29 protein-coding genes are annotated in these 23,708 nt (G+C 63.8%); 27 read left to right on the forward strand and 2 right to left on the reverse strand.

Annotated features, from left to right (window positions below; translation table 11 throughout):
- The first annotated feature begins 22 nt into the window (after window positions 1-22).
- Genes BEK68_RS08475 through BEK68_RS08515 form a run of 9 tightly spaced genes read left to right on the forward strand, consistent with a single transcriptional unit; the run spans window position 23 to window position 10,490 of the window.
- Window positions 23-997 (forward strand): LysR family transcriptional regulator, encoded by a 975-nt coding sequence (locus BEK68_RS08475; RefSeq protein ID WP_004634317.1) that lies wholly within the window; start codon window positions 23-25, stop codon window positions 995-997.
- Window positions 994-2,493: a flavin-containing monooxygenase gene (locus BEK68_RS08480; RefSeq protein WP_012435987.1), complete on the forward strand. Its 1,500-nt coding sequence runs from the start codon at window positions 994-996 to the stop codon at window positions 2,491-2,493. The genes BEK68_RS08475 and BEK68_RS08480 overlap by 4 nt, the downstream gene beginning before the upstream one ends.
- Window positions 2,490-3,473, forward strand: a complete 984-nt coding sequence (locus BEK68_RS08485) for an ABC transporter permease (RefSeq protein ID WP_012435988.1) — start codon at window positions 2,490-2,492, stop codon at window positions 3,471-3,473. Before BEK68_RS08480 ends, BEK68_RS08485 begins: the two co-directional genes overlap by 4 nt.
- On the forward strand, window positions 3,470-4,399 hold the full coding sequence (locus BEK68_RS08490) for an ABC transporter permease (RefSeq protein ID WP_012435989.1): 930 nt from the start codon (window positions 3,470-3,472) through the stop codon (window positions 4,397-4,399). Before BEK68_RS08485 ends, BEK68_RS08490 begins: the two co-directional genes overlap by 4 nt.
- Window positions 4,396-5,400, forward strand: a complete 1,005-nt coding sequence (locus tag BEK68_RS08495) for an ABC transporter ATP-binding protein (protein ID WP_012435990.1) — start codon at window positions 4,396-4,398, stop codon at window positions 5,398-5,400. The genes BEK68_RS08490 and BEK68_RS08495 overlap by 4 nt, the downstream gene beginning before the upstream one ends.
- Window positions 5,397-6,398 carry an ABC transporter ATP-binding protein gene (locus tag BEK68_RS08500; RefSeq protein ID WP_004634326.1) on the forward strand — a complete coding sequence of 334 codons (1,002 nt, stop codon included), beginning with the start codon at window positions 5,397-5,399 and terminating at the stop codon, window positions 6,396-6,398. Before BEK68_RS08495 ends, BEK68_RS08500 begins: the two co-directional genes overlap by 4 nt.
- 50 nt (window positions 6,399-6,448) lie before the next feature.
- A complete protein-coding gene (locus BEK68_RS08505; protein WP_004634329.1) occupies window positions 6,449-8,017 on the forward strand; it encodes an ABC transporter substrate-binding protein in 1,569 nt (522 codons plus the stop codon).
- A gap of 5 nt (window positions 8,018-8,022) precedes the next feature.
- Complete coding sequence (locus BEK68_RS08510) at window positions 8,023-9,903, forward strand: bile acid-CoA:amino acid N-acyltransferase (RefSeq protein WP_012435991.1); 1,881 nt, start codon at window positions 8,023-8,025, stop codon at window positions 9,901-9,903.
- Window positions 9,900-10,490, forward strand: a complete 591-nt coding sequence (locus BEK68_RS08515; protein ID WP_012435992.1) for a peroxidase-related enzyme — start codon at window positions 9,900-9,902, stop codon at window positions 10,488-10,490. The genes BEK68_RS08510 and BEK68_RS08515 overlap by 4 nt, the downstream gene beginning before the upstream one ends.
- 72 nt (window positions 10,491-10,562) lie before the next feature.
- Here BEK68_RS08515 and BEK68_RS08520 read toward each other — a convergent pair whose 3' ends face one another.
- Both BEK68_RS08520 and BEK68_RS08525 read right to left on the reverse strand, forming a co-directional pair.
- The gene (locus BEK68_RS08520; protein WP_012435993.1) at window positions 10,563-12,860 is read right to left on the reverse strand and encodes a xanthine dehydrogenase family protein molybdopterin-binding subunit; all 2,298 of its coding nucleotides are present in this window, start codon (window positions 12,858-12,860) and stop codon (window positions 10,563-10,565) included.
- A complete protein-coding gene (locus BEK68_RS08525) occupies window positions 12,857-13,324 on the reverse strand; it encodes a (2Fe-2S)-binding protein (protein WP_012435994.1) in 468 nt (155 codons plus the stop codon). Before BEK68_RS08525 ends, BEK68_RS08520 begins: the two co-directional genes overlap by 4 nt.
- 325 nt (window positions 13,325-13,649) lie before the next feature.
- Between BEK68_RS08525 and BEK68_RS08530 the strand changes: the two genes are divergently transcribed.
- The 18 genes from BEK68_RS08530 to BEK68_RS08605 all read left to right on the forward strand — a co-directional run bounded on the left by BEK68_RS08530 (window position 13,650) and on the right by BEK68_RS08605 (window position 23,707).
- Window positions 13,650-14,894, forward strand: coding sequence for a tyrosine-type recombinase/integrase (locus BEK68_RS08530; protein WP_024541711.1), 1,245 nt, complete (start codon window positions 13,650-13,652; stop codon window positions 14,892-14,894).
- On the forward strand, window positions 14,891-15,451 hold the full coding sequence (locus BEK68_RS08535) for a hypothetical protein (protein ID WP_024541712.1): 561 nt from the start codon (window positions 14,891-14,893) through the stop codon (window positions 15,449-15,451). Before BEK68_RS08530 ends, BEK68_RS08535 begins: the two co-directional genes overlap by 4 nt.
- Before the next feature lie 95 nt (window positions 15,452-15,546).
- The gene (locus BEK68_RS08540) at window positions 15,547-15,750 is read left to right on the forward strand and encodes a helix-turn-helix transcriptional regulator (RefSeq protein ID WP_024541713.1); all 204 of its coding nucleotides are present in this window, start codon (window positions 15,547-15,549) and stop codon (window positions 15,748-15,750) included.
- A gap of 10 nt (window positions 15,751-15,760) precedes the next feature.
- Window positions 15,761-16,165: a helix-turn-helix domain-containing protein gene (locus tag BEK68_RS08545; RefSeq protein ID WP_024541714.1), complete on the forward strand. Its 405-nt coding sequence runs from the start codon at window positions 15,761-15,763 to the stop codon at window positions 16,163-16,165.
- On the forward strand, window positions 16,162-16,590 hold the full coding sequence (locus BEK68_RS08550; RefSeq protein ID WP_024541715.1) for a hypothetical protein: 429 nt from the start codon (window positions 16,162-16,164) through the stop codon (window positions 16,588-16,590). The genes BEK68_RS08545 and BEK68_RS08550 overlap by 4 nt, the downstream gene beginning before the upstream one ends.
- A 331-nt stretch (window positions 16,591-16,921) precedes the next feature.
- Window positions 16,922-17,287 (forward strand): hypothetical protein, encoded by a 366-nt coding sequence (locus BEK68_RS08555; protein WP_024541716.1) that lies wholly within the window; start codon window positions 16,922-16,924, stop codon window positions 17,285-17,287.
- A 9-nt stretch (window positions 17,288-17,296) separates the two neighbouring features.
- Window positions 17,297-17,440 (forward strand): hypothetical protein, encoded by a 144-nt coding sequence (locus BEK68_RS25710; protein WP_170816378.1) that lies wholly within the window; start codon window positions 17,297-17,299, stop codon window positions 17,438-17,440.
- 1 nt (window position 17,441) lies between these two features.
- Window positions 17,442-18,269, forward strand: coding sequence for a hypothetical protein (locus BEK68_RS08560; RefSeq protein ID WP_024541717.1), 828 nt, complete (start codon window positions 17,442-17,444; stop codon window positions 18,267-18,269).
- Complete coding sequence (locus tag BEK68_RS25715) at window positions 18,266-18,442, forward strand: hypothetical protein (RefSeq protein WP_170816379.1); 177 nt, start codon at window positions 18,266-18,268, stop codon at window positions 18,440-18,442. The genes BEK68_RS08560 and BEK68_RS25715 overlap by 4 nt, the downstream gene beginning before the upstream one ends.
- Window positions 18,443-18,569: 127 nt before the next feature.
- Window positions 18,570-19,064 (forward strand): hypothetical protein, encoded by a 495-nt coding sequence (locus BEK68_RS08565; protein WP_065851712.1) that lies wholly within the window; start codon window positions 18,570-18,572, stop codon window positions 19,062-19,064.
- Between the two features lie 148 nt (window positions 19,065-19,212).
- A complete protein-coding gene (locus BEK68_RS08570; RefSeq protein WP_065851713.1) occupies window positions 19,213-19,506 on the forward strand; it encodes a helix-turn-helix transcriptional regulator in 294 nt (97 codons plus the stop codon).
- Window positions 19,507-19,637: 131 nt separating this feature from the next.
- Window positions 19,638-20,435, forward strand: coding sequence for a gp53-like domain-containing protein (locus BEK68_RS08575; protein WP_139111349.1), 798 nt, complete (start codon window positions 19,638-19,640; stop codon window positions 20,433-20,435).
- Window positions 20,436-20,443: 8 nt separating this feature from the next.
- Window positions 20,444-20,866 carry a hypothetical protein gene (locus tag BEK68_RS26120; RefSeq protein ID WP_065851717.1) on the forward strand — a complete coding sequence of 141 codons (423 nt, stop codon included), beginning with the start codon at window positions 20,444-20,446 and terminating at the stop codon, window positions 20,864-20,866.
- 75 nt (window positions 20,867-20,941) lie between these two features.
- Window positions 20,942-21,562, forward strand: a complete 621-nt coding sequence (locus BEK68_RS08585; protein ID WP_065851728.1) for a phage baseplate protein — start codon at window positions 20,942-20,944, stop codon at window positions 21,560-21,562.
- A 62-nt stretch (window positions 21,563-21,624) separates the two neighbouring features.
- On the forward strand, window positions 21,625-22,029 hold the full coding sequence (locus tag BEK68_RS08590; RefSeq protein WP_065851719.1) for a DUF5681 domain-containing protein: 405 nt from the start codon (window positions 21,625-21,627) through the stop codon (window positions 22,027-22,029).
- Window positions 22,013-22,192, forward strand: coding sequence for a hypothetical protein (locus tag BEK68_RS08595; protein ID WP_065851722.1), 180 nt, complete (start codon window positions 22,013-22,015; stop codon window positions 22,190-22,192). Before BEK68_RS08590 ends, BEK68_RS08595 begins: the two co-directional genes overlap by 17 nt.
- The gene (locus tag BEK68_RS08600) at window positions 22,189-22,542 is read left to right on the forward strand and encodes a hypothetical protein (protein WP_024541720.1); all 354 of its coding nucleotides are present in this window, start codon (window positions 22,189-22,191) and stop codon (window positions 22,540-22,542) included. Before BEK68_RS08595 ends, BEK68_RS08600 begins: the two co-directional genes overlap by 4 nt.
- Window positions 22,543-22,846: 304 nt before the next feature.
- Window positions 22,847-23,707 (forward strand): hypothetical protein, encoded by an 861-nt coding sequence (locus tag BEK68_RS08605; RefSeq protein WP_024541721.1) that lies wholly within the window; start codon window positions 22,847-22,849, stop codon window positions 23,705-23,707.
- Window position 23,708: the final 1 nt, after the last annotated feature.

A 23,708-nucleotide genomic window follows, 5' to 3' on the forward strand; every position in this document is an offset into this window, starting at 1 on the left:
ATGACTGGGATCAAACAGGCGGATGGAACTCCGACAACTCGAAGCCTTTGCCGCGGTCATGTCGACCGGCAGTGTCACTGCGGCGGGCAAGCTGCTGGGACGCTCGCAGCCCGCCATCAGCCGGCTCATCCAGGATCTCGAAGCCGAAATCGGCTACGCCCTGTTCACACGCGCGGGGCCGCGCGTCTCGCCAACGGAGCAGGGTTTCCTGCTGTACGAAGACGTCGAGCACACGCTGATCAGCTTACGTCAGATCCGAACCCGTGCCGAAGAAATCGCGCGCGGCGAGGCACGCCCGCTGCGCCTGGCAGCGACGTCCGCATTGGCGGCCGGCTTGCTGCCCGCTGCGTTGGCCGATGAGCCGGAACTCGCGCAACACATCCAGATTCGCAGCGCCTCGCCGGAACAGGTTGTGCACGCCGTGCTGACCGGCGCTGCCGACCTTGGCCTCAGCAGCCTGCCGCTGGAACATCGCGGCGTAACCGTGCATTGGATCGGCGAAGCCGCGTGCGTGGCTGCTGTGCAGACACACGACCCGCTGGCGGCCGGCAAGCGCGTGGTATTGGGCGATTGCGCGGGACAGCCCATCATCACGATGCACAACCCATATCGATTGCGCCGCCGTCTGGACCAGGCGCTGGCGAGGGCCGGCGTGGAACCCACCTCCCTCATCGAGACCAACGCATCGCTCAATGCACTGACCGCCGTGCGAGCGGGCCTGGGCGTCGCGTTGCTGGAGCCGGTGACGGCCTACGGCGTGCCGATCGACGGCGTGACCGTGCGCCCGATCGACGCCGACATTCCCTTCTTCTTTGGCGTGATCACCCCCGAGGCCAAGCGGCCGTCGGCGGCGGTGACCTCATTGACCGACGCCCTCGCGCGCGCGGCACAGCGCCTGCTGCCGGACTGCAAGCTGCACGCTCCGGCACGCCATGCCAGCATGCTGCAGGTGCTGTATGGCGAATCCATCAACGAAACCGAAGGCGCGTCCGCATGACCGCTGCACAGCAAGACAACGCGCTGCAAGTGACCGGGCTCGCAGCGCTCGAAGCCCGTTTGCACCAGGACCTGTCGTGGTTGGAGCTGCCCGCGAAGCACTGGACGCTGCCGCACACGTTGGAGGGCCGATCCGTGCTGGATGTGGCCGTCATCGGTGGCGGCATGGCAGGCCTGGCGGCCGCGGCATCGCTCAAGCATCTCGGTATCGGCGTGATGGTGTTCGACCGCTCGCCCGCCGGCTTCGAAGGCCCATGGGCGACGACGGCGCGCATGGAAACGTTGCGCTCGCCAAAGCAGTTGACCGGCCCTGCGCTCGGGCTGCCGGCGTTGACGTTTCGCGCATGGTTTGAAGCGCAGTTCGGCACCGATGCGTGGGAGGTGCTCGACAAGATCCCGAGACTGCAATGGATGGACTACCTGCGCTGGTACCGCCGCGTGCTGCAGCTCGACGTGCGCAACGAACACCACGTAAAGGCCATCCACCCGCGCGTGGATGGCGCCGTTGAATTGCTGATCGACGCGCCTGACCAACCGACGCAGCGCGTGTTTGCGCGCCGCGTGGTGTTGGCTACCGGCCGGGACGGGCTTGGCGGCGCATCCGTGCCGGACTTTGCGCGCCGGCTGCCGCGCCGCTGGTGGGCGCATTCGTCTGACGAGATGGATTACGGCGCGCTGGCGGGCAAGCGCGTGGGCGTGATCGGCGCCGGTGCGTCCGCCATGGATTCGGCAGCAACGGCACTGGAAGCCGGTGCCGCCAGCGTCGACATGCTGATCCGACGCGCCGACCTGCCGCGCGTGAACAAGGGCAAGGGTGCGGGCAGCCCAGGGCTCGTGCATGGCCACCTATATCTGCCCGACGCCTGGAAATGGCGCATCCGTCATTACATCAATGTCGAGCAGGTTCCCCCGCCGCGCGGCAGCACGCTGCGTGTGTCGCGGCATCCGAATGCGCGCTTCAATTTCGGCTGCGGCATTCTGGGCGTGGACGAGCACGACGGCGTGCTGCACGTGGCCACGACCAAGGGCGTATTCCAACTGGACTTCCTGATCTTCTCGACGGGCTTTCGCACCGATTGGGCCGCACGCCCCGAATTCAGCGCTCTGGCACCGCATATCCGCCAATGGCGAGACCGCTACACGCCGCGCCCCGACGAGGAAGACGCGGAACTCGCCGATTCACCCGACCTCGGGCACGCGTTCGAATTTCGCGAGAAAACGCCCGGCACGCTGCCTGGCCTGTCGCGCGTGCATTGCTTCTGCTATCCCGCGTCCGTCACGCACGGCAGCGTCTCGGGCGACATCCCGGCCATCAGCGAAGGTGCGAAGCGGCTGGCGCAGGGCATCGCCGGGTTGCTGTACCAGGAAGACATCGACGCGCACTACGCCGCCATCCAGGCCTACGCCGAGCCGGAAATCTTTGGCGATGAATGGACCCCAGCCCCACCGCCCGGCGTGGAAGCGAATGCCACTTCCAGCCAGGAGGCTGCCCGATGACAGGTTGGCTCATCCGCCGCATCGGCCAGGCGCTGCTGGTCGTGCTGGTGATGACGGTAATCGTCTTCATCGGCCTGCACGCCATCGGCAACCCGGTCGACATCCTGATCGGCCAGGACGTCGACCAGATCGACCGCGCGCGCATCATTGCCGAACTGGGCCTCGACAAACCGCTGTGGGAGCAGTACCTCGCCTTCCTGAACGGCGCGCTGCATGGCAATCTCGGCAAGAGCTTCGTCTACAACGAACCGGCCATCCAGCTGATCCTGCAACGCCTGCCGGCCACGCTGGAGCTGGCGTTTTCGGCGCTGATCATCGCGGTGGTGATCGGCGTGCCGCTTGGGCTGTTCGCGGGGCTGTATCCGCGCCATCCGGTATCGCGCCTGCTCATGACGGGCAGCGTGGTGGGATTCTCATTGCCGACGTTCTGGGTGGGCCTGATGCTGATCATGGCGTTCAGCGTGAGCCTCGGCTGGCTGCCCGCCAGCGGGCGCGGCGAAACCGCACGCCTGTTCGGCGTCGAATGGTCGTGGCTGACGGTCGATGGGCTGCGGCACCTCGTGCTGCCGGCGGTCAACCTGTCGCTGTTCAAGCTCTCGCTGGTGCTGCGGCTGACTTCTGCCGGCGTGCGCGAGGTGGTGCCGCTGGATTTCGTGAAGTTCGCGCGTGCCAAGGGCCTGTCGCCGCTGCGCGTGGTGCTGGCGCACGTGCTGCGCAACACGCTGATCCCGCTGGTGACGGTGCTGGGCCTGGAGCTGGGCTCGACCATCGCCTTTGCGGTGGTGACGGAAAGCATCTTTGCGTGGCCCGGCGCGGGCAAGCTCATTCTCGATAGCATCAACTCGCTGGACCGGCCGGTCATCGTGTCGTACCTCATCGTTGTGGTGTGCCTGTTCGTGTCGCTCAACCTGATCGTCGACATCCTGTATCGGCTGCTGGACCCGCGCGTGCGTGCGGCGGACAGCGCGGAGGCTGCATGATGAATACAACTCCGCAACCCACCACCGCAGCCGCGGTTGCCGCCCCGCGCAAGCAATCGCCGTGGCGCCGCGTGGTGTCCGATTTTCTGGCATCCCAGACCGCCGTCTTTGGGCTCGCCGTGGTCGTGATCCTGATGCTGGCCGCGCTGGCCGCACCGTGGATCACGCCGCAGAACCCATACGACCTGATGCAGCTCGACGTGCTCGACTCGCGTCTGCCGCCAGGTTCGCCGAATGGCTTGGGGACGTTCACGTACTGGCTCGGCACCGATGGCCAGGGGCGTGACCTGTACTCCGGCATCCTCTATGGCTTGCGCATCAGCCTGGGCGTGGGGATCGGTTCGGCAGCCGTGGCGGCGGTGATCGGCACGCTGCTCGGCCTCATTGCGGCGTATGCCGGTGGCCGCGTCGACAGCATCATCATGCGCACGGTCGATCTGCTGCTGTCGTTCCCGTCGGTGCTGGTGGCCATGATGATCCTCGCCTATCTGGGCAAGAGCATCACCAATGTCGTGCTGACGCTGGTGGTGCTGGAGTGGGCGTATTACGCGCGGACGGTGCGCGGGCAAGCGCTGGTCGAGCGTCGCCGCGAATACGTGGAAGCCGCCCGCTCGCTCGCCCTGCCCGGCTGGCGCATCGCGCTCAAGCACATCCTGCCGAACTGCCTGCCGCCGCTGATCGTCGTGGGCACGCTGCAGGTGGCGCGCGCGATCACGCTGGAAGCCACGCTGTCGTTCCTGGGCCTGGGCGTGCCGATTACCGAGCCGTCTCTGGGCCTGCTGATTTCCAACGGATACCAATACATGCTGTCTGGCCAGTACTGGATCAGTTTCTATCCGGGCATCGCGCTGTTGCTGGCGCTGGTGGCCATCAACCTGGTGGGCGACCGCCTGCGCGAAGTGCTGAACCCGAGGGCGCAACGATGACGGCGTCCACCAACGCGACCACACTCGAAGTCCGCAACCTGCGCACGCATTTCTTCACGCGTGAAGGCGTGCTGCCGGCGGTGGACGATGTGTCGTTCTCGCTCGCGCGCGGGCGCATCCTCGGGCTGGTCGGCGAGTCCGGCTCAGGCAAGTCCGTCACCGGTTTCTCCATCATGGGTCTGGTGGACCCGCCCGGCCGCGTGGTCGGCGGCGAGATCCTCTACCAGGGCCGCGACCTCACCAAGCTCGCCCCGCGCGAACTGCGCAAGCTGCAGGGCAATCGCATCGCCATGGTCTTCCAGGACCCGATGATGACGCTCAACCCCGTGCTGCGCATCGATGCCCAGATGATCGAGGCCGTGCGCGCGCACAGCAGCATGAGCCACAAGCAGGCGTGGGACCATGCACGCGACACGCTCGGCCTGATGGGCATTCCGAGTCCCGAAGAGCGGCTGCGGGCGTATCCGCATCAGCTTTCCGGCGGTATGCGCCAACGCGTGGCGATTGCCATTGCGATGCTGCATCGGCCCGACCTGATCATTGCCGACGAACCGACCACGGCGCTGGACGTGACCATCCAGGCGCAGATCCTGTCCGAAGTGCAAAAGCTCGCGCACATGCACGGCACGGCGCTGATCTGGATCACGCATGACCTGTCTGTCGTGGCCGGGCTGGCCGACGAGGTGGCCGTGATGTACGCCGGGCGCATCGTCGAACACGGTCCGGTTGATGCCGTGCTCGATGCCCCGCTGCACCCCTACACCATGGGCCTGATCGACAGCCTGCCCAGCGAGAACCGGCGCGGTCAGCGCCTGCGCCAGATTCCCGGGATGACACCGAACCTGCTGTCGCTACCGGCAGGCTGCGCGTTTGCAGCACGCTGCCCGCGCGCCTCCGATGTCTGCGGCGTCGCGCCGGAAATCACGCAACCGCTGCCGGGGCGCCTCGTCCGCTGCTTCCATCCCGGCGCGCAGCGCGCGTCCTCGCGGGAGGTCGCATGAGCACGCCGCTCGTCGAACTCAAGCAGGTCAGCAAACGCTTTGGCGATCGCAAAGTCGGCGCCGCTGATCGCGTTCTGCAGCGCTTCGGCCTGGCGCATCCGCCTGCAATCGTTCGTGCTGTCGATGGTGTCGACCTCGCGATCCAGCCCGGTGAAGTCGTCGGCCTCGTCGGTGAATCGGGCTGCGGCAAATCCACGCTCGGCCGCATTGCTGCGGGCCTGATGCCGCCCTCGGCCGGCGAGGTTCGCGTGGACGGCAAGGCTATCGACATGCTCACGGCAGACGAAGCCCGCGCGGCCCGCCTGAAGATCCAGATGATCTTCCAGGACCCATACGCCAGCCTCAACCCCCGCCTGCGCGTGGAAGAAATCGTTGGCGAAGCGGCGCGCGTGCATGGCCTGACCGACCGCGCCGACTTTGCCGATTATGTGGCCGCGCAGATGCAACGCGCCGGCCTGGACCCCGCCCTGCGCGACCGCTACCCGCATCAGTTCAGCGGCGGCCAGCGCCAGCGCATCGGCATTGCGCGTGCGCTGGCCGTGCAGCCCTCGATGCTGGTTTGCGACGAAGCGGTGGCAGCGTTGGACGTGTCGATCCAGGCGCAGATCCTGAACCTGTTCATGGACCTGCGCGAGCAGCTCAACCTGACCTACCTGTTCATCAGCCACGACCTGGGCGTGGTGGAGCACCTGTCCGACCGGGTGGTGATCATGTACCTCGGCCGCGTGGTGGAATCCGCCCCTGCGGAGGAAGTCTTCCGCCGCCCGAACCATCCTTACACGCAGACCTTGCTGGCGGAGATTCCGCGCCTGTCGGCCCGTCACAAGACGTTCACCGCCATTCAGGGCGAGATGCCGAGTCCGCTGCATCCGCCCACGGGCTGCCATTTCCACCCACGCTGCCCGCACGCCATGCCCCGCTGCAAGACCGAGACGCCGACGCTGCGCGGCATTGCGGTCAACCACATCAGCGCGTGCCACCTGAACGACGCGACCTGAACGACATTCAATAAGCCAACGATTCCAAAAACAGGAAAAAGGGAACCCACGTGAAACGCCTCCTAGCCTCGTCGCTTGCCGTCGCGCTGTTTGCCGCTGCCGGCGCTGCCGGCGCGCAGACGCTGAACATTGCCTTTGCCGATCCGCTGTCGTCGCTCGACCCGCAGTTGAACAATCACGCAGGCGACCGCTCCGTCGACGTGCACTTCTGGGATCTGCTGGTCGAGAACAAGTGGAACCAGCTGCAGCCCGGCCTGGCGCTGTCGTGGAGGACGCTGGACCCGAAGACGTGGGAATTCAAGCTGCGCCCGAACGTGAAATGGCACGACGGCCAGCCGTTCACGGCGGATGACGTCATCTTCTCGTACCAGCGCGCGCGCAGCGTGCCGGGCAGCGTGGCAACGTTCGCGGGCTATCTGCGCACGGTGGAGTCCGTCACGGCCAAAGACCCGCTGACGCTGATCATCAAGACGAACATCCCGAACCCGGACTTGCCGCTGAACCTCGCGTCCGTGCACATCGTCAGCAAGCATGTGGGTGAGAAGTCGTCGACTGAGGACTACAACGCGGGCCGCGCCGTGGTGGGCACCGGCCCCTACAAGTTCGTCTCGTATGTGCCGGGCGATCGCGTGGTGATGGCGCGCAACGACAACTACTGGGGCGGCAAACAGCTCTGGGAGAAGGTCAACTACCGCTACATCAACAATGCTGCCGCGCGCACGGCCAACCTGCTCTCAGGCGAGGTGGATGTCATCGACAAGGTGTCGGTGTCTGACCTGGCGCGCCTGCGCCAGTCGCCCAACGTGAAGGTGTTTTCCTATCCGGGCTTGCGTGTGATGCTGTTGCAACCGAGCTTCCGCAAGGGGCCGAACGATTACGTCACCGGCAACGACGGCAAGCCGCTGCCGAACAATCCGCTGCTGGATGTGCGCGTGCGCCGTGCGCTGTCGCTGGCCATCGACCGCAAGGCCATTGTCGACCGCATCCTGCAAGGCGCCGCCACTGTCGCCAACCAGTGGATGCCGTCGAACACGTACGGCTACAACCCCGACGTGAAGGATATCGCCTACGACCCGGCGCAGGCCAAGAAGCTGCTGGCCGATGCGGGCTTTCCGCAGGGCTTCAACCTCGTGATGCACGTGCCGAATGATCGCTACCCGCAAGGCCCCGAAACGGCGCAGGCGGTGGCGCAGTTCTGGACGCGCATCGGCGTGAAGGCGCGCGTGGAAGTGGTGCCCTGGTCGGTCTACTCGGGCCGCGCCAACAAGAATGAATATGCGATGAGCATGCTGGCGTGGGGCAACGGCACGGGCGAAGCAAGCTACGCGCTTGTCAACGTGCTGGCCACCGTCGATACCAAGAAGGGTCTGGGCGCATCCAACTGGGGCCACTACAGCAACGCGGCTGTCGACAACGCGTTGAACGCCTCCACCGAGGAATTCAACGTGGAAAAGCGCGCGGCCATTCTTCGCCACTCCGTCAAGCTGGTCTCGGATGACGTGGGCGTGATGCCGCTGTACCACTACCAGAACGTGTGGGCCGCCAAAAAAGGCCTGAAGGTGACGCCGATGACGAGCGATCGCACCGCGGCCCAGATGGTCACCAAGGACGGCAAGTAAGCGCCATGGGAACCTTCGCGCTCAGCGTGACGCCGGCGGATGACCTGATCGACGTATCGCGCGGCATCGTCGTGACGGGGCTCGCGCCTGGCACACAAGTCGGCATCGTCGCGCAAACGCGTCGCGGCAATGATGTGCTGTGGCACAGCCGCGCCGCGTTCGTCGCCGATGCGCAAGGCACCGTGGACCTGACGCGCGACGCGCCCGTCTCCGGCGACTACGCCGGCGTCAGCGCGATGGGCATCGTCTGGAGCCAGCGCCCGGAAGACGGCAAGGCACGCGAGGTGTTTCCACAGCCAGTCGCAGAGCCGTTGACGACCACGCTGACGGCCACGGCCAACGGCGAGTCGGTCCACGCGAGCTTCGTGCAACGGCTGGCCGCGCCGGGGGTGACGCGCCACGATGTGCGCGACGATGGTCTGGTCGGTACGCTATACCTGCCCGATCCGTATGCGCACCCGGGCCCGCGCCCGGCCGTGCTCATCCTCAACGGCTCGGGCGGCGGCATCAACGAGCCGCGCGCGGCGCTGTATGCCTCGCACGGTTATGCCGCCTTTGCGCTGGCGTACTTCAAGGCGCCGGGGCTGCCGGACTACATCTCGAATACGCCGCTGGAATATTTCGAGCGCGCGCTTGCCTGGCTGCGCAAACGCGTGGAGCCGCTGCACGACTTCGTTGCCGTGAGCGGCCAGTCGCGCGGGGGTGAACTGGCATTGCTGCTGGGCGCGACATTCCCTGAGGCGGTATCTGCGGTCATCGGTTACGTGCCGGGCGCCGTCGTGCACAGCGGGCAGAACGCCGCCGACCCTGCTGTGGGCCGCGAAGGCCCGACGTGGCTGTATCGCGGTCAGCCGCTGCCGCATCTGTGGGAAGGCAACCGCACCGCGAGCTGGGCACCGTTTGACGAAGGCCCTGCGCCGCATCGGCATGAACGCGCCATCCGCACCGCGCTGCAGGATACCGATGCCGTGGCACGCGCGCGCATCCGCATCGAACGCGCGCGGGGGCCGGTGCTGCTGCTCTCCGCCACCGATGACGGCTCGTGGCCCTCGAGCGACTACTCGCGCATGGTGACGACCAAATTGGCCGAGGTACGCCACCCCTACCCCGTCCAACATTTCGATTACGAAGGCGCGGGTCACGCCATCGTCTTCCCATACGTGCCGACCACGCAGCTCGTCTATGCGCACCCGGTGTCGGGCCGCATCAGCACCGGGGGCGGCGAGCCGCGCGCCAACGCCCGCGCCGACGCCCAGTCATGGGCAGCAGTGCTTCGCTTCCTCGCCAGCGCGGTAGCCGCGCGCGGCGCGTCCGTACCCGATTCCCGGAGCCTTTCATCAATGGATTTCACGCCCGCACACGATGTGGCCGACCAGGTTGCCGGCCTGGACGACGGCAGCCCCACGCATGCGCTGCGCCATGCCCGCGAAAAGGTGGCAACGGCCACGCAGGGCAGCTACAACGCATTGTTCGACGCAGGCCTGCCCGGCCTGACGTTGGGCGAACGCCTGCTCGTCGCGCTCTATGCCTGCCGCCTCACCCCGGCGCCCGAACTGGCCGAACACTACCGCGCGCGCCTCGCGAGCACGCCGGTCGACGCAGATGCGTTGCAAGCCGTCGACCACGGCGATATCGACACGCTGACCGACGCACGCCTGCGCGCCATCCTCACCTTCACGCGCACGCTCGTCGAGCGCCCCATCGAGGGCGACCGCGATGCGCTGTTGCGCCTGCCCGCCGCGGGCCTCGCCACGGCCGACGTCGTGACGCTCGCGCAGCTCATCGCTTTCCTGTCGTATCAGACGCGGCTCGTCGCCGGCTTGCGCGCCCTCCGCGAAGCCGCCGGCAGCGGCAGCGCCACCGCTTCCACGGAGACCGCAGCATGACCGAGATCATCCGCGCACACGGCTTCACCAACGAATCGCTTGAATGGCAAGCGTGGCTGGATGTGGTCGACCTCGACCGCGCCACGCCCGAGCAGATCGCCGTGCTGGAAGAAAGCCATCCGAAGGCGAAAACGTCGGACTACTACCGGTTTCTCGTTCACCAGCCCGAGATCCTGCGTCAGCGGTCGGCGGCATTCAACGCGATCATGTATGCGCCGGGCGGCCTGTCGCGTGCGGACCGCGAACTCGCCAGCGCGGTGGTGTCGCGCGTCAACGGCTGCGTGTATTGCGCATCCGTCCATGCACAGCGCTTTGAGCAATTGGCCAAGCGCAACGACGTGATCAAGCAGGTCCTTGAAGACCCGCACATCGCAGGCACGAACGCGCGTGAACGTGCCATCGTCCTGTTCTCGATCGACCTGACATTGCACCCAGGGCACTTGCGCGGCGAAGACCTGAAGCCCCTCAAGGCCGCTGGCCTGACCGACGCGGAGATTCTCGACCTGATACACGCCGTGGCCATCTTTGCGTGGGCGAATCGACTGATGCTGAATCTGGGCGAACCCGTGTTTCCGGACGCGGCCTGAGCCAGGCGGCATCGCTCCAAAGAAAAAGCCGCAGGCGCACACCTGCGGCTTTTTCATTTCAGCGCAGCGGCGTCACGCCATTGGCAACTGCCTCACCGGTTTGCCCGTCAACTGCGCCACGGCATGGGCCACGGCCGGCCCGATTGGCGGCACACCCACCTCGCCCATGCCGCTGGGTTCTGCCGTGCTGGGTACGATGTGCGTTTCGATGACGGGCGTCTCTGCCATCTTGAGCGCCGGGTAATCGGGGAAGTTCGACTGCACGACCTGGCCGTCCTTGATGTCGATCCGGCCATACAGCGCCGCCGTCAGGCCAAAGATGACCGCGCTTTCCATCTGCTGCGCAACGATGCCCGGGTTGACCACCGTGCCGCAATCGACTGCGCACACAACGCGATGCACGCGTGGCTTGCCGTCTTTCATCGACACCTCCACCACCTGCGCGACCACGGAGCCGAAGCTCGGGTGCAGCGCAATGCCGCGCGCACGCGGTGCGCCGTCAGCGGCTGGTGCCAGCGGCTGCCCCCAGCCGGCGGCCTGCGCTGCCGTGTCCAGCACCTTCAGCTCGCGCGGATGGTCCTTCAGCAAGTCACGCCGCATCGCCAACGGGTCAAGCTTGGCCGCGGCCGCCACCTCGTTGAGAAAGCCCTCCATGAAGAACCCGTTGTACGAATGCCCCACGCTGCGCCAGAAGCCTACGGGAACCGGCAGATCGACTGCCAGGTGCGCGATGTGCTCGTGCTCGATTTCGTACGGCAGGTCGAACAGGCCTTCAGCGGTGTAGCGATCGATGCCCACTGACGGCGCACCGAACAGACGGTCCAGTTCGCCCGCGAGAATCGATTGGCCGGCGCTGCGCGAGGCAATCGCGGTGACCTTGCCGTTCTCGACACGCGCCTTGAGCCGGGCGATGGCGTGCGGGCGATAGAAGTCGTGGCGGACGTCTTCTTCGCGCGACCAGATGACCTGCACGGGCTTGCCGTCGGTCTTGGTGGCGATGGTGACGGCCTGACCGATGAAATCCGATTCCAGCCGCCGCCCGAAACCGCCGCCGATGAGCGGGATATCGATCTGCACCTTGTCGCCGCTGACACCTGCCGCACGCGCCGCCACAAGCTGCGCCAGCGTGGCGACCTGCGTGGGCGCCCAGAGATGCACGCCTTCCGGCGTCACCTGCGCGGTGCAGTTAATCGGTTCCATCGTGGCGTGCGCGAGATACGGCGCGCTGTATTCGGCCTCGACGAGGGTGGCGCCATCAGCCTTGTCGAAGGCTTTCAGGCCGTCGCCCATCGATCGATACGTGAAGCCGCCCTTGTCACTGTCGAGGGCGCTGACAAGCTGCTGCCGAATGCCCGCGGAGTCGAGCTTGGCATGCGGGCCGTTGTCCCACACGGGCTCAAGCGTTGCCAGCGCCTGCCGGGCCTGCCAGTAATGGTCTGCCACCACGGCCACGCCCGGCGCACCACCGCCCGTGCCCTCGAACGGCACCACGTAACGCACGCCCGGCATGCCAAGCGCCGCTTTCGACTGGAACGTCTTGAGCTTGCCGCCAAACGCCGGACACATCACGACAGCGGCATACAACATGCCGGGCAGGCGCGTGTCGATGGAGAAGCGCGCGCTGCCATCCGTCTTCGCGGCGAGATCGTTGCGCGGCGCCGGTTTGCCGATCAACTGGAATTGCGAGGCCGGCTTGAGCGTCACGTTGGACGGCGCAGAGAGACCACGCGCCGATTTGGCCATCTCGCCAAACGTGGACTGCTTGCCGCCGGGGCCGATCAACTGGCCTTCACGGATGCTGACTTGCGCAACTGGCGCATTCCATTCGCGCGCCGCGGCTTCCACCAGCGCCGCACGCGCCGTGGCGGCGGCCTCGCGCACGGGCTGCCAGCCATCGGCGGTGCTGCTGCTGCCGCCGGTAATGATGAGGCCGATCTCGCGCGCGCTCTTGGCCATGATCCAGTGCAGTGCGCGTGCCCAGGTCTTGTCTGCGCTATCGGGATGCAGCGGCAGCGAGCTGTCGCCCATGGCGACGACGTTGCCGTAGATGCGCTCCACGGGCGCGCTTTCGATGCGCACGCGCGCGAGCGGAATGTCCAGCTCTTCGGCTGCCAGCATCGACAGCGCAGTGTGGATGCCCTGGCCCATCTCCACGCGCGGCATGGCAAGCACGACGTTGCCTTCGGGCGTGATCTTGATCCAGCCGTTGAGGGCAATCTCGCCGTTGTGCTCGGGGAAGATGCCCGGATCGCCCACGCGGCTGCGCGGCGGCATCACACCCCAACCGACTACCAGTGCGCCACCAATGCCGAGTGCGCCGAGCAGGAAACGGCGGCGTCCGCTGCGCGGTTTTGTAGTCTTCGCGTTCATGCGCGGCCCTCCCGCAACGCCTTGGCAGCGCGCTTGATAGCGGCGCGCATGCGCGGATATGTGCCACAACGGCAGATGTTGGTCATGGCCGCGTCGATGTCGGCATCCGTCGGGTCAGGGTGTTGGGCCAGCAAGTCCGCCGCGGCCATGAGCATGCCGGACTGGCAGTAGCCGCACTGGGGCACCTGCTCGTCAATCCAGGCTTGCTGCAGCGCGTGGCGTTTGCCCCCGCCGCCGGCAAGTCCTTCGATGGTGGTGATGTGCTTGCCGGCCACAGCCGCCACCGGCAGCACGCACGACCGCACGGCCGCGCCGTCCACGTGTACGGTGCATGCGCCGCACGCCGCGACGCCGCAGCCGAACTTCGTACCGGTCAGGTTCAGGTGATCACGCAGCACCCACAGTAGCGGCGTGGCCGGGTCGCAATCAACGCTGACCGGCTTGTGGTTGACGTCCAGTTCCATGGGGCGGTGGTCTCCTTGTGTTGTGATTCTTTTTTGCTGGCCAAGCGTACGTTCAAACGGCTGAGGTCAGCAATAGTGGTCCACCTCGACATGGCAACATCGGCGAATGCAAAAAGGCCCGAGCACTTGCGCACTCGGGCCTTGGATTCCTGGCGGAGAGAGGGTCCGCTAGCGCAGTGTCTCTGCATGTCTTGCATTGTCTCTGCAAACCGTTCTCACGCTTGGGTTTGCGGGATTGTATTGTCTCGGTACGTCTTGTCAGATACGATCAAATCGCCCAATTTATGGCGGGTTGGATGGCGGGTTGACGACAAGGGGGCAACAAATGCCGAAGGTAGCGAAGGAGCTGGGCGCGCTTGCGGTCTCGCGCTTATCGACGCCGGGGATGCACCCGGTAGGTAAGGTGGCCGGGCTGAATCTGCAAATCAGCAAAACCGGCGCGCGCTCTTGGATCTTGCGCGTTGTTGTCGGAGACCGCCGGCGCGAAATTGGCCTTGGCCCTTATCCAGCAGTCAGCCTGAAGGAGGCTCACGCCAAGGCCCAGGCCGAGCGCGACAAGATTCGCGACGGCATTGATCCGGTGCTTGCGCGGCGCGAGGCGGAAAGCCGCATCAAGGCCAGCCAAGCGCTGGAGATGACATTCGCAGATGCCGCAGAGCGGTTCATTGCTGCTAAGTCGGCCGAATGGAAGAACGCTAAGCATGCAGCCCAGTGGACGGCGACCATCGAGCAATATGCCAAACCAATTATCGGCAGCGTGAATGTCCGGCATATCGGCCGTGAGCATGTCATGCAAGTGTTGGAGCCGATCTGGCGCACCAAAACCGAGACGGCATCTCGCCTGCGCGGGCGCATTGAAAGCGTTCTGGACTGGGCGAGGGTGCGGGGCTACCGGTCCGGTGAGAACCCGGCCGCCTGGCGCGGTAATCTGGATCAGCTTTTGCCGGCGCCGAACAAAACAAAGACCGTCCGGAACCATCCCGCTTTGCCCATCGAGCAAATGCACAGCTTCATGGCAACCCTTCGCAAGATCGACACGACGGGGGCACATTGCCTCGAATTTGCGATCCTCACGGCCGCCCGGTCTGGCGAGGCTAGGGGCGCCACGTGGAAGGAAATCGACTTCGACAAAGGCGTGTGGGCAGTCCCAGCCGATCGCATGAAGGCAAAGAAGGAGCATCGCGTTCCGCTGTCGGATGCTGCCGTTGATCTGCTGCGCAAGATGCCTCGCGTTGATGGCTGTGAGCTTGTGTTTCCCAGCCCGCGGGGGCGGCAACTCTCCGACATGACGCTGTTGGCAATCATGCGCCGGTTGGCGTTGACCGCGACGCCGCACGGCTTTAGGTCGACATTCCGGGACTGGGCTGGCGAACATACCAATTTCCCTCGCGAGCTGGCCGAGGTTGCGCTGGCGCACGTGAAGGGGGACAAGTCGGAGGCTGCGTATTGGCGCGGAGATGTGTTAGAGCGCCGCCGCCGGATGATGAATCACTGGGCCGAAGTCATTGCCAAGCCAATGCCACAGGGCGCCGTCATTCCGATGCGCGCGGCGGTGGAGGTCGCAGCATGAAGCCAAAGAAAACGCCGGACCAAATCCGCCGGGAGTTCTGGGAGAAGCAGAAAAAGCGGACAGATGAATTAGTCGGCAATGGCCCGATCGCACAAATAGCGTATGCGCTTCACCAATCGGAAGCACCTTTGACGAGGTTCGAGGACTTGAAGCCCTATTCGGTAACGCTTGAAAAGGCGGCGAATATGGTCGACGTGGGCATGGGGGCGATGCGTGCAGCGGTTAATTCCCACAATGCCAGCAAGCCGCGCCCGAAGAAGAAACCTACGCACAAGAGCATCGTTCTAGACGCCATGCGATCTGCACAACGTGACGATAAGAGCTTCGACCAGTTCATCATCAGCGCTATTAACGCCGGTTACGACGGAATGAAGATGGAGCGCCTTACCGGGCAAGGCGAGCGCTATAGCATCTATTGTGATGCCATGATCCCGACTGACTTGGCCGAAGACGATGAACAAGCCATGGAAGGTGCCCGATTTGCTGCCACTGTAGAGCGCAGCCACAAGGCACTTGAAGGCTGGTGGACGGAGGCCAAAAAGCCGAAAAAATCCTGAGTTAGCCGGTTAGCCAAGACCCCGTTCTTAAAGTCTGTTGACAGTGGGACAGCAAATTGTCCCGCGAAACCCCGAAACATCGTGAAGGAGTTTCAATGTCAACAGAAGCACGAGGGCGCGGCTTGCGCCCGGCGAAAGCCGCCGAACATATTGGTGTCGGTGTCAGTACCTTCTGGCGCTACGCCAAAACAATCCCCGACTTCCCGAAGCCGGTAAAGCTGTCGCCGCGCTGCACGATCTTTTTCGAGTCGCAGCTTAACGATTGGCTTGCATCGCGCGCGGCCGCCCACAAGGCGTAAGGGGGCGCGCATGGACAAAAAAAGAAAAGCCCGCCGAGGGGCGGGCATTCCTGGGTTGCCTGAGATTCGTGGCGGCGAATCGACGGCAGCAATCCAAAGCAAAGTACGAGCTTATTTTAGCGCGCTCCGCGCCTTCTGGAAAGCGGCCGGGATCGAAGTCGATACGGTTGACGGGGACGCCCAGCTCGCGCGCCTGGTGGCGATCCTGAGGGTTCAAGGTTCGCGCGGTCTTGGCTCGGTCGAGGGCCGCACTGCTGGCGGAATGCTTCAGCTGCCGGCGCGCGTCTTTGACCTGAAGGCACGTGGTTACGAAATCATCTCATCCCGTGAATGGGCTTGGGGTGCTGACGGACTGCGTCACCCGAATACGGCGCGGTACACCCTGCTGAAAGAGCCGGGAGGCGCGAATGCATGACCAAAGCCTCTCGAAAGAATCGCTATGGCGCGTCGAGCCGCGATGCCGGCGGCTTTGTGCCGATTCCATGGGCCGTCCTGGACAGCTCCGCCTATCAAGGTCTATCACATCCAGCGAAAGCCCTGCTTGTCGAGATAGCGAGGCAGTTTCACGGCAACGACAACGGTCGGATGATCGTGACGCTCGCGTATCTCAAGCCGCGCGGTTGGTCGTCCTACGACACGATACAGCGGGCCAAGCAGGAGTTATTGGCCGCCGAACTCATCCACGAGACGTGCAAGGGGCACCGGCCGAATCGGGCGTCCTGGTACGCGGTGACGTGGTTGAGTCTGGACAAACTGGACGGCTACGACGCGGGAGCTGCGGCCGGCTTTGTTCGGAGTGCGTATCTGAAAACGCAGCCCTTACACCGGGAGACGGTGTAGAGGCCGACCCTATTGCACCGGGAGACGGTGTAGAGGCCGTTTCCCCTACACCGCCAGACGGTGCAATGAAGGCCATTTTCTGGGACCTCTCTACACCGCCAGACGGTGACCCTCTAGATATGCCATCTCCCAGTGGTGTTCGGGGGTGTGCTCTTGAGGGTTTGAGGGCTCTGGAGGTGCGCGCGCCCGGAAACGCAAACGCCCAGCAATCGAGCACATGGCGGAGCCACCTTCCTCGCAAACGGCCTGCTGCCAAAGGCATGGCTGTTCGTGTGGGCGGGCAACCCGCCATCCGACCCGCCAAAGGCGCGAACGTAAAGGGAGGCGACCAATGAGCGAACTCCAAACCGATTCCGACGCATGGGCGGCCATCGTGGGCACGCTGGCGAGCGCCCCACATCGCGCACGTACCGGACTGACTATGCGTGCCAAGTTGGACGCAATCGACGCGAAGGGACGAGAGGTCAAGGTCCGGCTCGTCATCCGGCGCGGCCAAGCATTCGACCAGATGGTCGACCTTCAGCCTGGAGATCGGGTGCGCGTCATTGGCAAGCTTGCTGTACCGGATGCCGGCGACGAGGAAGCGACCTCGCATCTTTGGTTGGATGTTGACAGCGCAATGCGGCTGGGCGCCGAACCCATCGCGCACCCTTCACGTATCAGCCGCTTCATCAAACGACTCTTCACGACTACCTAAGGAGCCCACATGGCATCCCCCGTTTTCAAAATCACGGCCTCGACCGGCACGGTCTTGGTCAACAACTTGCCGTACTACGCCTGCTGGCAAATTTTGCAGCTCTTGCAATACGAATGGAACTTGCAGGGGCTGACGCTCCAGGTGGGCCCGTAACATGATCGACTCTACCGATTTTCAAATCGTTGACAGCACCGGCCGCGCGCACCACACCGGACTAACTGCTGGGCAGGCTGACGGCCTGATGAAGCTCATGCTTGCGTCCGGAAAGTTCGCGGCACTCCGCATCGAGCGTATGGGCGCCGCTATCGCACCGGTGGCAGCCACGCAGGCGCCGCCCATCGTGGCGATAGCAAGCCCTACGCCGCTGCCTGGTGGCGACGTTCGGCAAGCACTACGCACAGCCATCGAGGCGCGTGACGAGGCCGCTAGAAGGCTCGCAGACGCGAGCAACGCGGTCGGCCGCGCCACCACCCATCAAGACGAGCAAAAAGCCAGCCACGCGGCCGCTACGGTCTCTCATGAGGCTGCGGTTCGAGCGGCCGGCGCAACCCTCGCCGCGACGTTCAAGGCTGGCGATGCTCTGCCGGCAAGCCGAGCTGCGATCGATCGCGCCGAACTCGCGAACGCGGAATCGCGATTGTCTGCCGCGTCTGCTGCGCTGGACATGCTGCAAGCCGAGCACGCCGAAGCAGAGCGGCAACTTGAGACGGCTGAAGCTGCCGTCACTGCCGCTGTCCTGGCTGTCAAGCGCGCCGAAGTCGAGGTGCTGGTGGGCCGTCTGGAAGGGCTGAAAGCCGAGTTCATCGAGCTGGCTGGCCGTGTTGACGGGGCCGGTTTCGCTGGCGTCGTGCTGAATGCACGCGCACAAGCGGCTCTGCACTGTGAGGCCAATGCAGGCGATGCAAGCGCCCACGCGGCGCGGTGGCACTCGTACACGCGGACTCTACGTGAAAACGCTGATGCTGCCTGGGAGGCGCAATGAAGACAGCTCGCAAATTCACGTGTGACGCACTGATCCGGCGCGCCGTAGCCAAACGGAAGGCGGCCACGCGGAAGCCCGATGCGGCCACCGTCGACGCCAAGTCCGCAACGCAGCCCGTCGACCTGAACGAGATCCATCGGCGCTTCTGGGCGAAGCTGGCCGGCAAGGAATAGCGGATGTCCACGCGGATTAGTCGGTGAGTGCCGCATCCAGAGAAAACCCCGAAAGCCGGCGGCCGCATGGAAAGCGGCGTGGCCGGCAGCCAACTTTCAATGAGAGTTACCCAAAAGCGGCAAGGCCATGGGCAAACACGGTTTCACCTCCATCGATCGCCACCATGCGCGCTTCTGGCGCGAACAGCAGAAGGCAGTTGCCAAGCTGCTGGAGGACGACTTTCTTATACGTGAAGCCCTTCTGGATATCGAAGACGAGGCAAGACGCCAAGTGCCGATTGCGTGCCGGAAATCGTTCGAGGCCGCCATGCTGGCTGCACGCGAGCGTGTGCAACGCACTATCGAGCGCCTAGAGGACGTCGACGAGGGCCCGAAGCGACTGTTTGGAGCAAGGCAACGCCGGTACGCCAGGCAATCGCGCAAGCGTGCTGAGAACCCGCTCGACCCCCTAATTCTTGAAATCCTTCGCCGATCGCCAGACATGCCCGCAAAGGAGCTGCAGCGGCTCCTGGAAAGCGACCTTTATTTCGAAGAGCGAAGAGAGGCTGATTTGAAGCTACCGCTGACCGGCATAGCGCAAAGGCGGTCACGAATACTGAAGAAACACATCCGCCCCGCCTAGGAGCCTCGGCGCCCATTTTTCCCGGATAGCCGGCTACATGAAAAAACACACGATCCAATAGCGTTCAGGTTGAGTCAACAGCGAACAATGCACAGCAGGCGCAGCAATCTCGCTCAACCGGCGCCCAGCTAGTTGCACGAGAGAGCAAATGACAAACGCAATATCGAGCGACGGCATTGCCGCGACGCTCAAGCACTTCGACGAGCTGCCGGACTCGGCGCATGTCGACACCGATGTCGTGGCGGCAATTTTTGGCTGCTCCATCTCCACCGTGCGCCGCCGCGTGAAGGCCGGCGAGTTGCCGGCACCTCAGAAGGTTGGGCACCTGACGCGATTCCGCGTTGGCGACGTCCGCTTCGCCACGCAGAAGCTAACCCCGTTCACACTCGACGATCCCGAACGTGGATTTGACGCGGGCGCCCTTCATCGAGACGAGGAGTAACAATGGCAACGAATGATTTCCTCCCGTTCGCATATGGCGGCGGCGCAAACGTCCTTTCTCAAGCCGCATACGCTGCGCTCACGACGCTTCTGTCTGGCGGCTATCAGTCGGGCGTCGCGCAATCGAGCCAGATGAACAAGACCTTGCGCCAGAGTTCGATCATGGCGGCTGTGCTGGGCCAATTCGCCGCGGACTACTCCGGCAACAACTCGACCGATGACGGCACAACGGCAACGCTCGAGGCCAACCTTGTTGCCGCCATCCGTAGCGCGACGAAAACGAGCGTGATCCTCGCCGATACCGGTGCAGCGAATGCGTACACGGCCGTCAACGCGCCCCCGCTCGTCGCCGGCACATGGGTGGACGGCGTGGTTCAGCAGGTCAAGATCGCGCATGCCAACACTGGCGCATCGACATATGCACCAGATGGCCTGACGGCGATTCCGATCTACGGCCTCGGCCTGCAACCTCTGCAAGGCGGCGAACTTGCGCTCAACGGCACTGCAGTGCTCATGCGCGCGACCATCGCCGGCGTGAACAGTGGCAATCCTATCGCGGTGCTCATGGAATGCGCAGGAGGGGCACAGCAAGTCGCCCCCGCCACGGCCAGCCAGCATGCGGTGAATCTGGGCCAGTTCGGCGCCTCGATCGGTGCCAACGGTTATCAGAAATTGCCGAACGGTCTGATCGTGCAATGGGGGGCTGGCACAGGATCGACTTCAGGCGCTGTTTCTGTGGCCTACCCAATTGCGTTTCCCAGTGCCGTGTATTCCGTCGTCGCACTTGACACCAACAGCGCGTCCGCCTCCGGTTCGGCGCGCGTCGGTGCGATTTCAACGACCGGATTTTCCATTTCCACTTCCTACTACAACGGAAGCGGACTCACCTATTACGCGGACGGCTTCAACTGGATCGCAATCGGCAAGTAAGGAACATCATGGCCCAAAAATTCGCAGCATACGACGCACAAGGCGTCATCACCGCCTTTTACGACAGCGTAGACAGCCCTGTGCCGGCGGGCATTACCAACACCCTTGCGATCACCGATGCGCAGTGGCAGGCGTGTATCAGCACTTCTGGGTACAAGGTAGTGAGCGGTGCGCTGGTGGCGCCCCCGGCTACGACTGCCGCGCAACTCGCAGGTCAAGCGACGGCGGCCGCATGGTCAGCATTCCAGGTCAAAGCCCAGGCCGCGCTTGATAAGTCGGACATCACCATCCTGAGATGCACCGAGAACGCTGTTGCGGTGCCTGCGGCATGGGCTACTTATCGTAAGGCATTGCGCGCGATCGTGGGCGCATCGTCTGGCGACGCGACTCAGCCTCTGCCGACGCAGCCAGCATATCCGGCTGGCACCTGAGCGACTTACGCAGGCCCGCCTCAGGCGGGCTTTTTCACGGCGGCAACCGTACAAAACCTGACATCAAGGATGTTCATGAGCAACTTTCTGCAAACCGGCGTCGCGATCGGGGCATCGATCGGCGGTGAACTCATCAGCGCCTTTTTCAGCCCGAAGCGGTCCATCAATTCTCAGCTCGGCTCGTTTCATCTGTATGTGACTCTGGAAGAGCGGCATCACGACGAACTAGTGATTACCGATCATCCAGTCGAGCAGGGTGCCGCGATCACGGATCACTCATACAAGAAGCCTGCCGAACTGACGATGACGATCGGCTGGTCGAATAGCAACCTTGCTTCGATCGCATCGCTTCAGTTCGGCAACTACTCGCGCAGTACGTACAACGATCTGTTGACGCTTCAGAAGTCTCGCATCCCATTCAATATTTCGACCGGGAAACGGAAGTACAGCAACATGCTGATCCAGTCGTTGAGCACGACGACGGATGCGAAGACGGAAAACTCGCTGATCGTCACGCTGAACTGTCGTGAGGTCATCATCGTCCAGACGACGACCACGCAGTTGCAGCCGGCGGCGAATATGACCAATCCGCAAAAGACGGCACCGATCGTAAACACTGGAGTGAAGCAACCGCAGGCCACGACAACTAGCCTGGCCTATCGAGTGGCGAAAGTCATCACCGGACAAACGCAATGAGACTGCGAGCTATCAGCGCCGTACCTGAGGTCATCATCGGCTGATAAAACAAGGAAAGAACAGTGGCGTTTCAGAAAGGAAAGTCGGGTAATCCGAAGGGCCGCCCGCGCGGCACAGGCAAAGTCGCAGCGCTGCGCGAGCAGATAGCGGAACATGTGCCGAGCATTGTTAAGGGCTTGATCGACGCCGCACTGGCTGGCGACATGCAGGCCGCAAGGCTGCTGCTGGACCGTGCTCTGCCTCCACTGCGTGCGGAAGATGGCGCGGTCACGATCAACATGCCTGCCGGTGGCTCGCTGTCCGACCAAGGTGATGCAATCGTGAAGGCCGCTGCTGACGGGCGAATCACGCCCGCCCAGGCTAATGCCATGACGACCGCGCTTAGTTCGCTGGCACGCATCCGCGAGGTGACCGAGCTCGAATCGCGAATCGAAGCACTGGAGGCGGCAAATGCGCAATCTCAGTAACCGGGTGGCGAAGCTGGAGCAATCCAGCACAGGTGACTATGTGGAGGTCATGCCGATCGAGTGGTTCTACGGCGATCGGGACGCCAAGCCGATACGGATGACGCGCCAGGAATTTCAGGGCCGGACGCTGGACGACTTTTATCGCGAGGAGGGTCAGTCATGACGACCGCGCTGCGGAAACGGCTGGCCGCGCTGGAAGTCGCGAAGCCGGCTCAGGCCAGTTCTTGCCTAGAGGAAGCTATCAGACGCATCCACGATGCGCTGTATGCCTCGCTGCGGTCCGACCCTGGTATGCAGGTGCCGAGCCCGATTTACTCACACGCCTACGGCACGGTCGGCTACGTCTCGTCTCGTACGAAGGTACTGGAGCTTGGCCAGCGGCTGCGCGAAGGGACCGAGACAGCCGACGATATCGCCGTACTCGACGCGCTGCCCGCCGATGCTCTCGCCGTTGCTCGAATCGATGCGAGGGGCTTCGTGGAGATGATTCTTAGCTTGGAAGAGCGATTCTAGCCGCGGGCGTTGCTCGCGCTGCCTAAAGGGGGCTAACTGGCCCGCCTCTTTGATACTTCGCAATACGTCCTGCGAAGCAACCCGCGAAGTGACGCCTATCGCCCGCCGATGCCGTGGCCATCATCGGCGCCCAAGCTTGCTCTGGCTGTACGAAACTGAGGTACGAAGGTTCGCCCATGTACAAAAGCTGCTTGGCCTAGTTTCGTACACAGCTGCCGGATGGGTCCGTAACCGGTCGGTTTCGTACATCATCAATTCATACAAACTTGCACAGGGCCGCGCCGCCCAAGAACGGGAGAAGAACATGAAGAAGTTTGCGGTTCTAGCTGCGATCTCGGTCTCTCTGTCTGCCGGCGCCGGTCAGTTCGCTGCCGATCCGGTAGGCATGGAATATCTGCACCGGGTTATCCGTGACGACATTGATGTGTTTCAGAGTGGCGGCAGATCGATGTTCACTTGGGCGGCACTGACAGATGGCCCGTTCACGCCATCTGCGCAGAAAGAAGCCGACAGGGCAATTGACGCTTGGTTCGCGGGAGAGAGGCCACCCCCAGGCTTCACGTCTGCCGTCGATCACGGTGACATCCTTCTATTTCAGATGTATTGGGTCGGGACCAAGTTACCGAAAAACTGCACCAAAGATTCAACTGCAAGCGGATGTGAAGAGCAAATGCAGGCGGCAATGCGCAAGGCTCAATTCGGCGATGCGGATTTCATGACGGCATACAACGACGCGCGCGGGCCGTTGCATCTATCGACTTTCTTTCCTGAGGTCGAGAGGAGCGCCGACGTCGGCCATCCGCAGCGCTCGCCGCTACCGCTCCCTCATCCCCAAGCACTCGCAAACTCTGATCGCCGATGCGACGACCTCGCATTTTCCTCCGGCGATAAACGGCTTGGCGAAACATGCAAACGCCGTAACCACCGCGGCCTCGATGAATTGTCGGGAATGCAGAACGACCCTGAGATCCGGGTCGAATTTTGGTCGGCCTGTAATCAGGCAGTTGGGTTTAGCGTATCGACAGAGTACTCAGGCTGGGCAAAGTGCGTTCGGTTCGTGCGAAAGTCATGCCCTGCTTCGAAGATTCATTCTGACGATGATATACGTCGCTGCCTACGTGCAATCCAAAGCGACGGCTGGATCTTGAACTCATCGTCAAATTAAG

The organism is Ralstonia pickettii (assembly GCF_001699815.1).
Classification (GTDB): domain Bacteria; phylum Pseudomonadota; class Gammaproteobacteria; order Burkholderiales; family Burkholderiaceae; genus Ralstonia; species Ralstonia thomasii.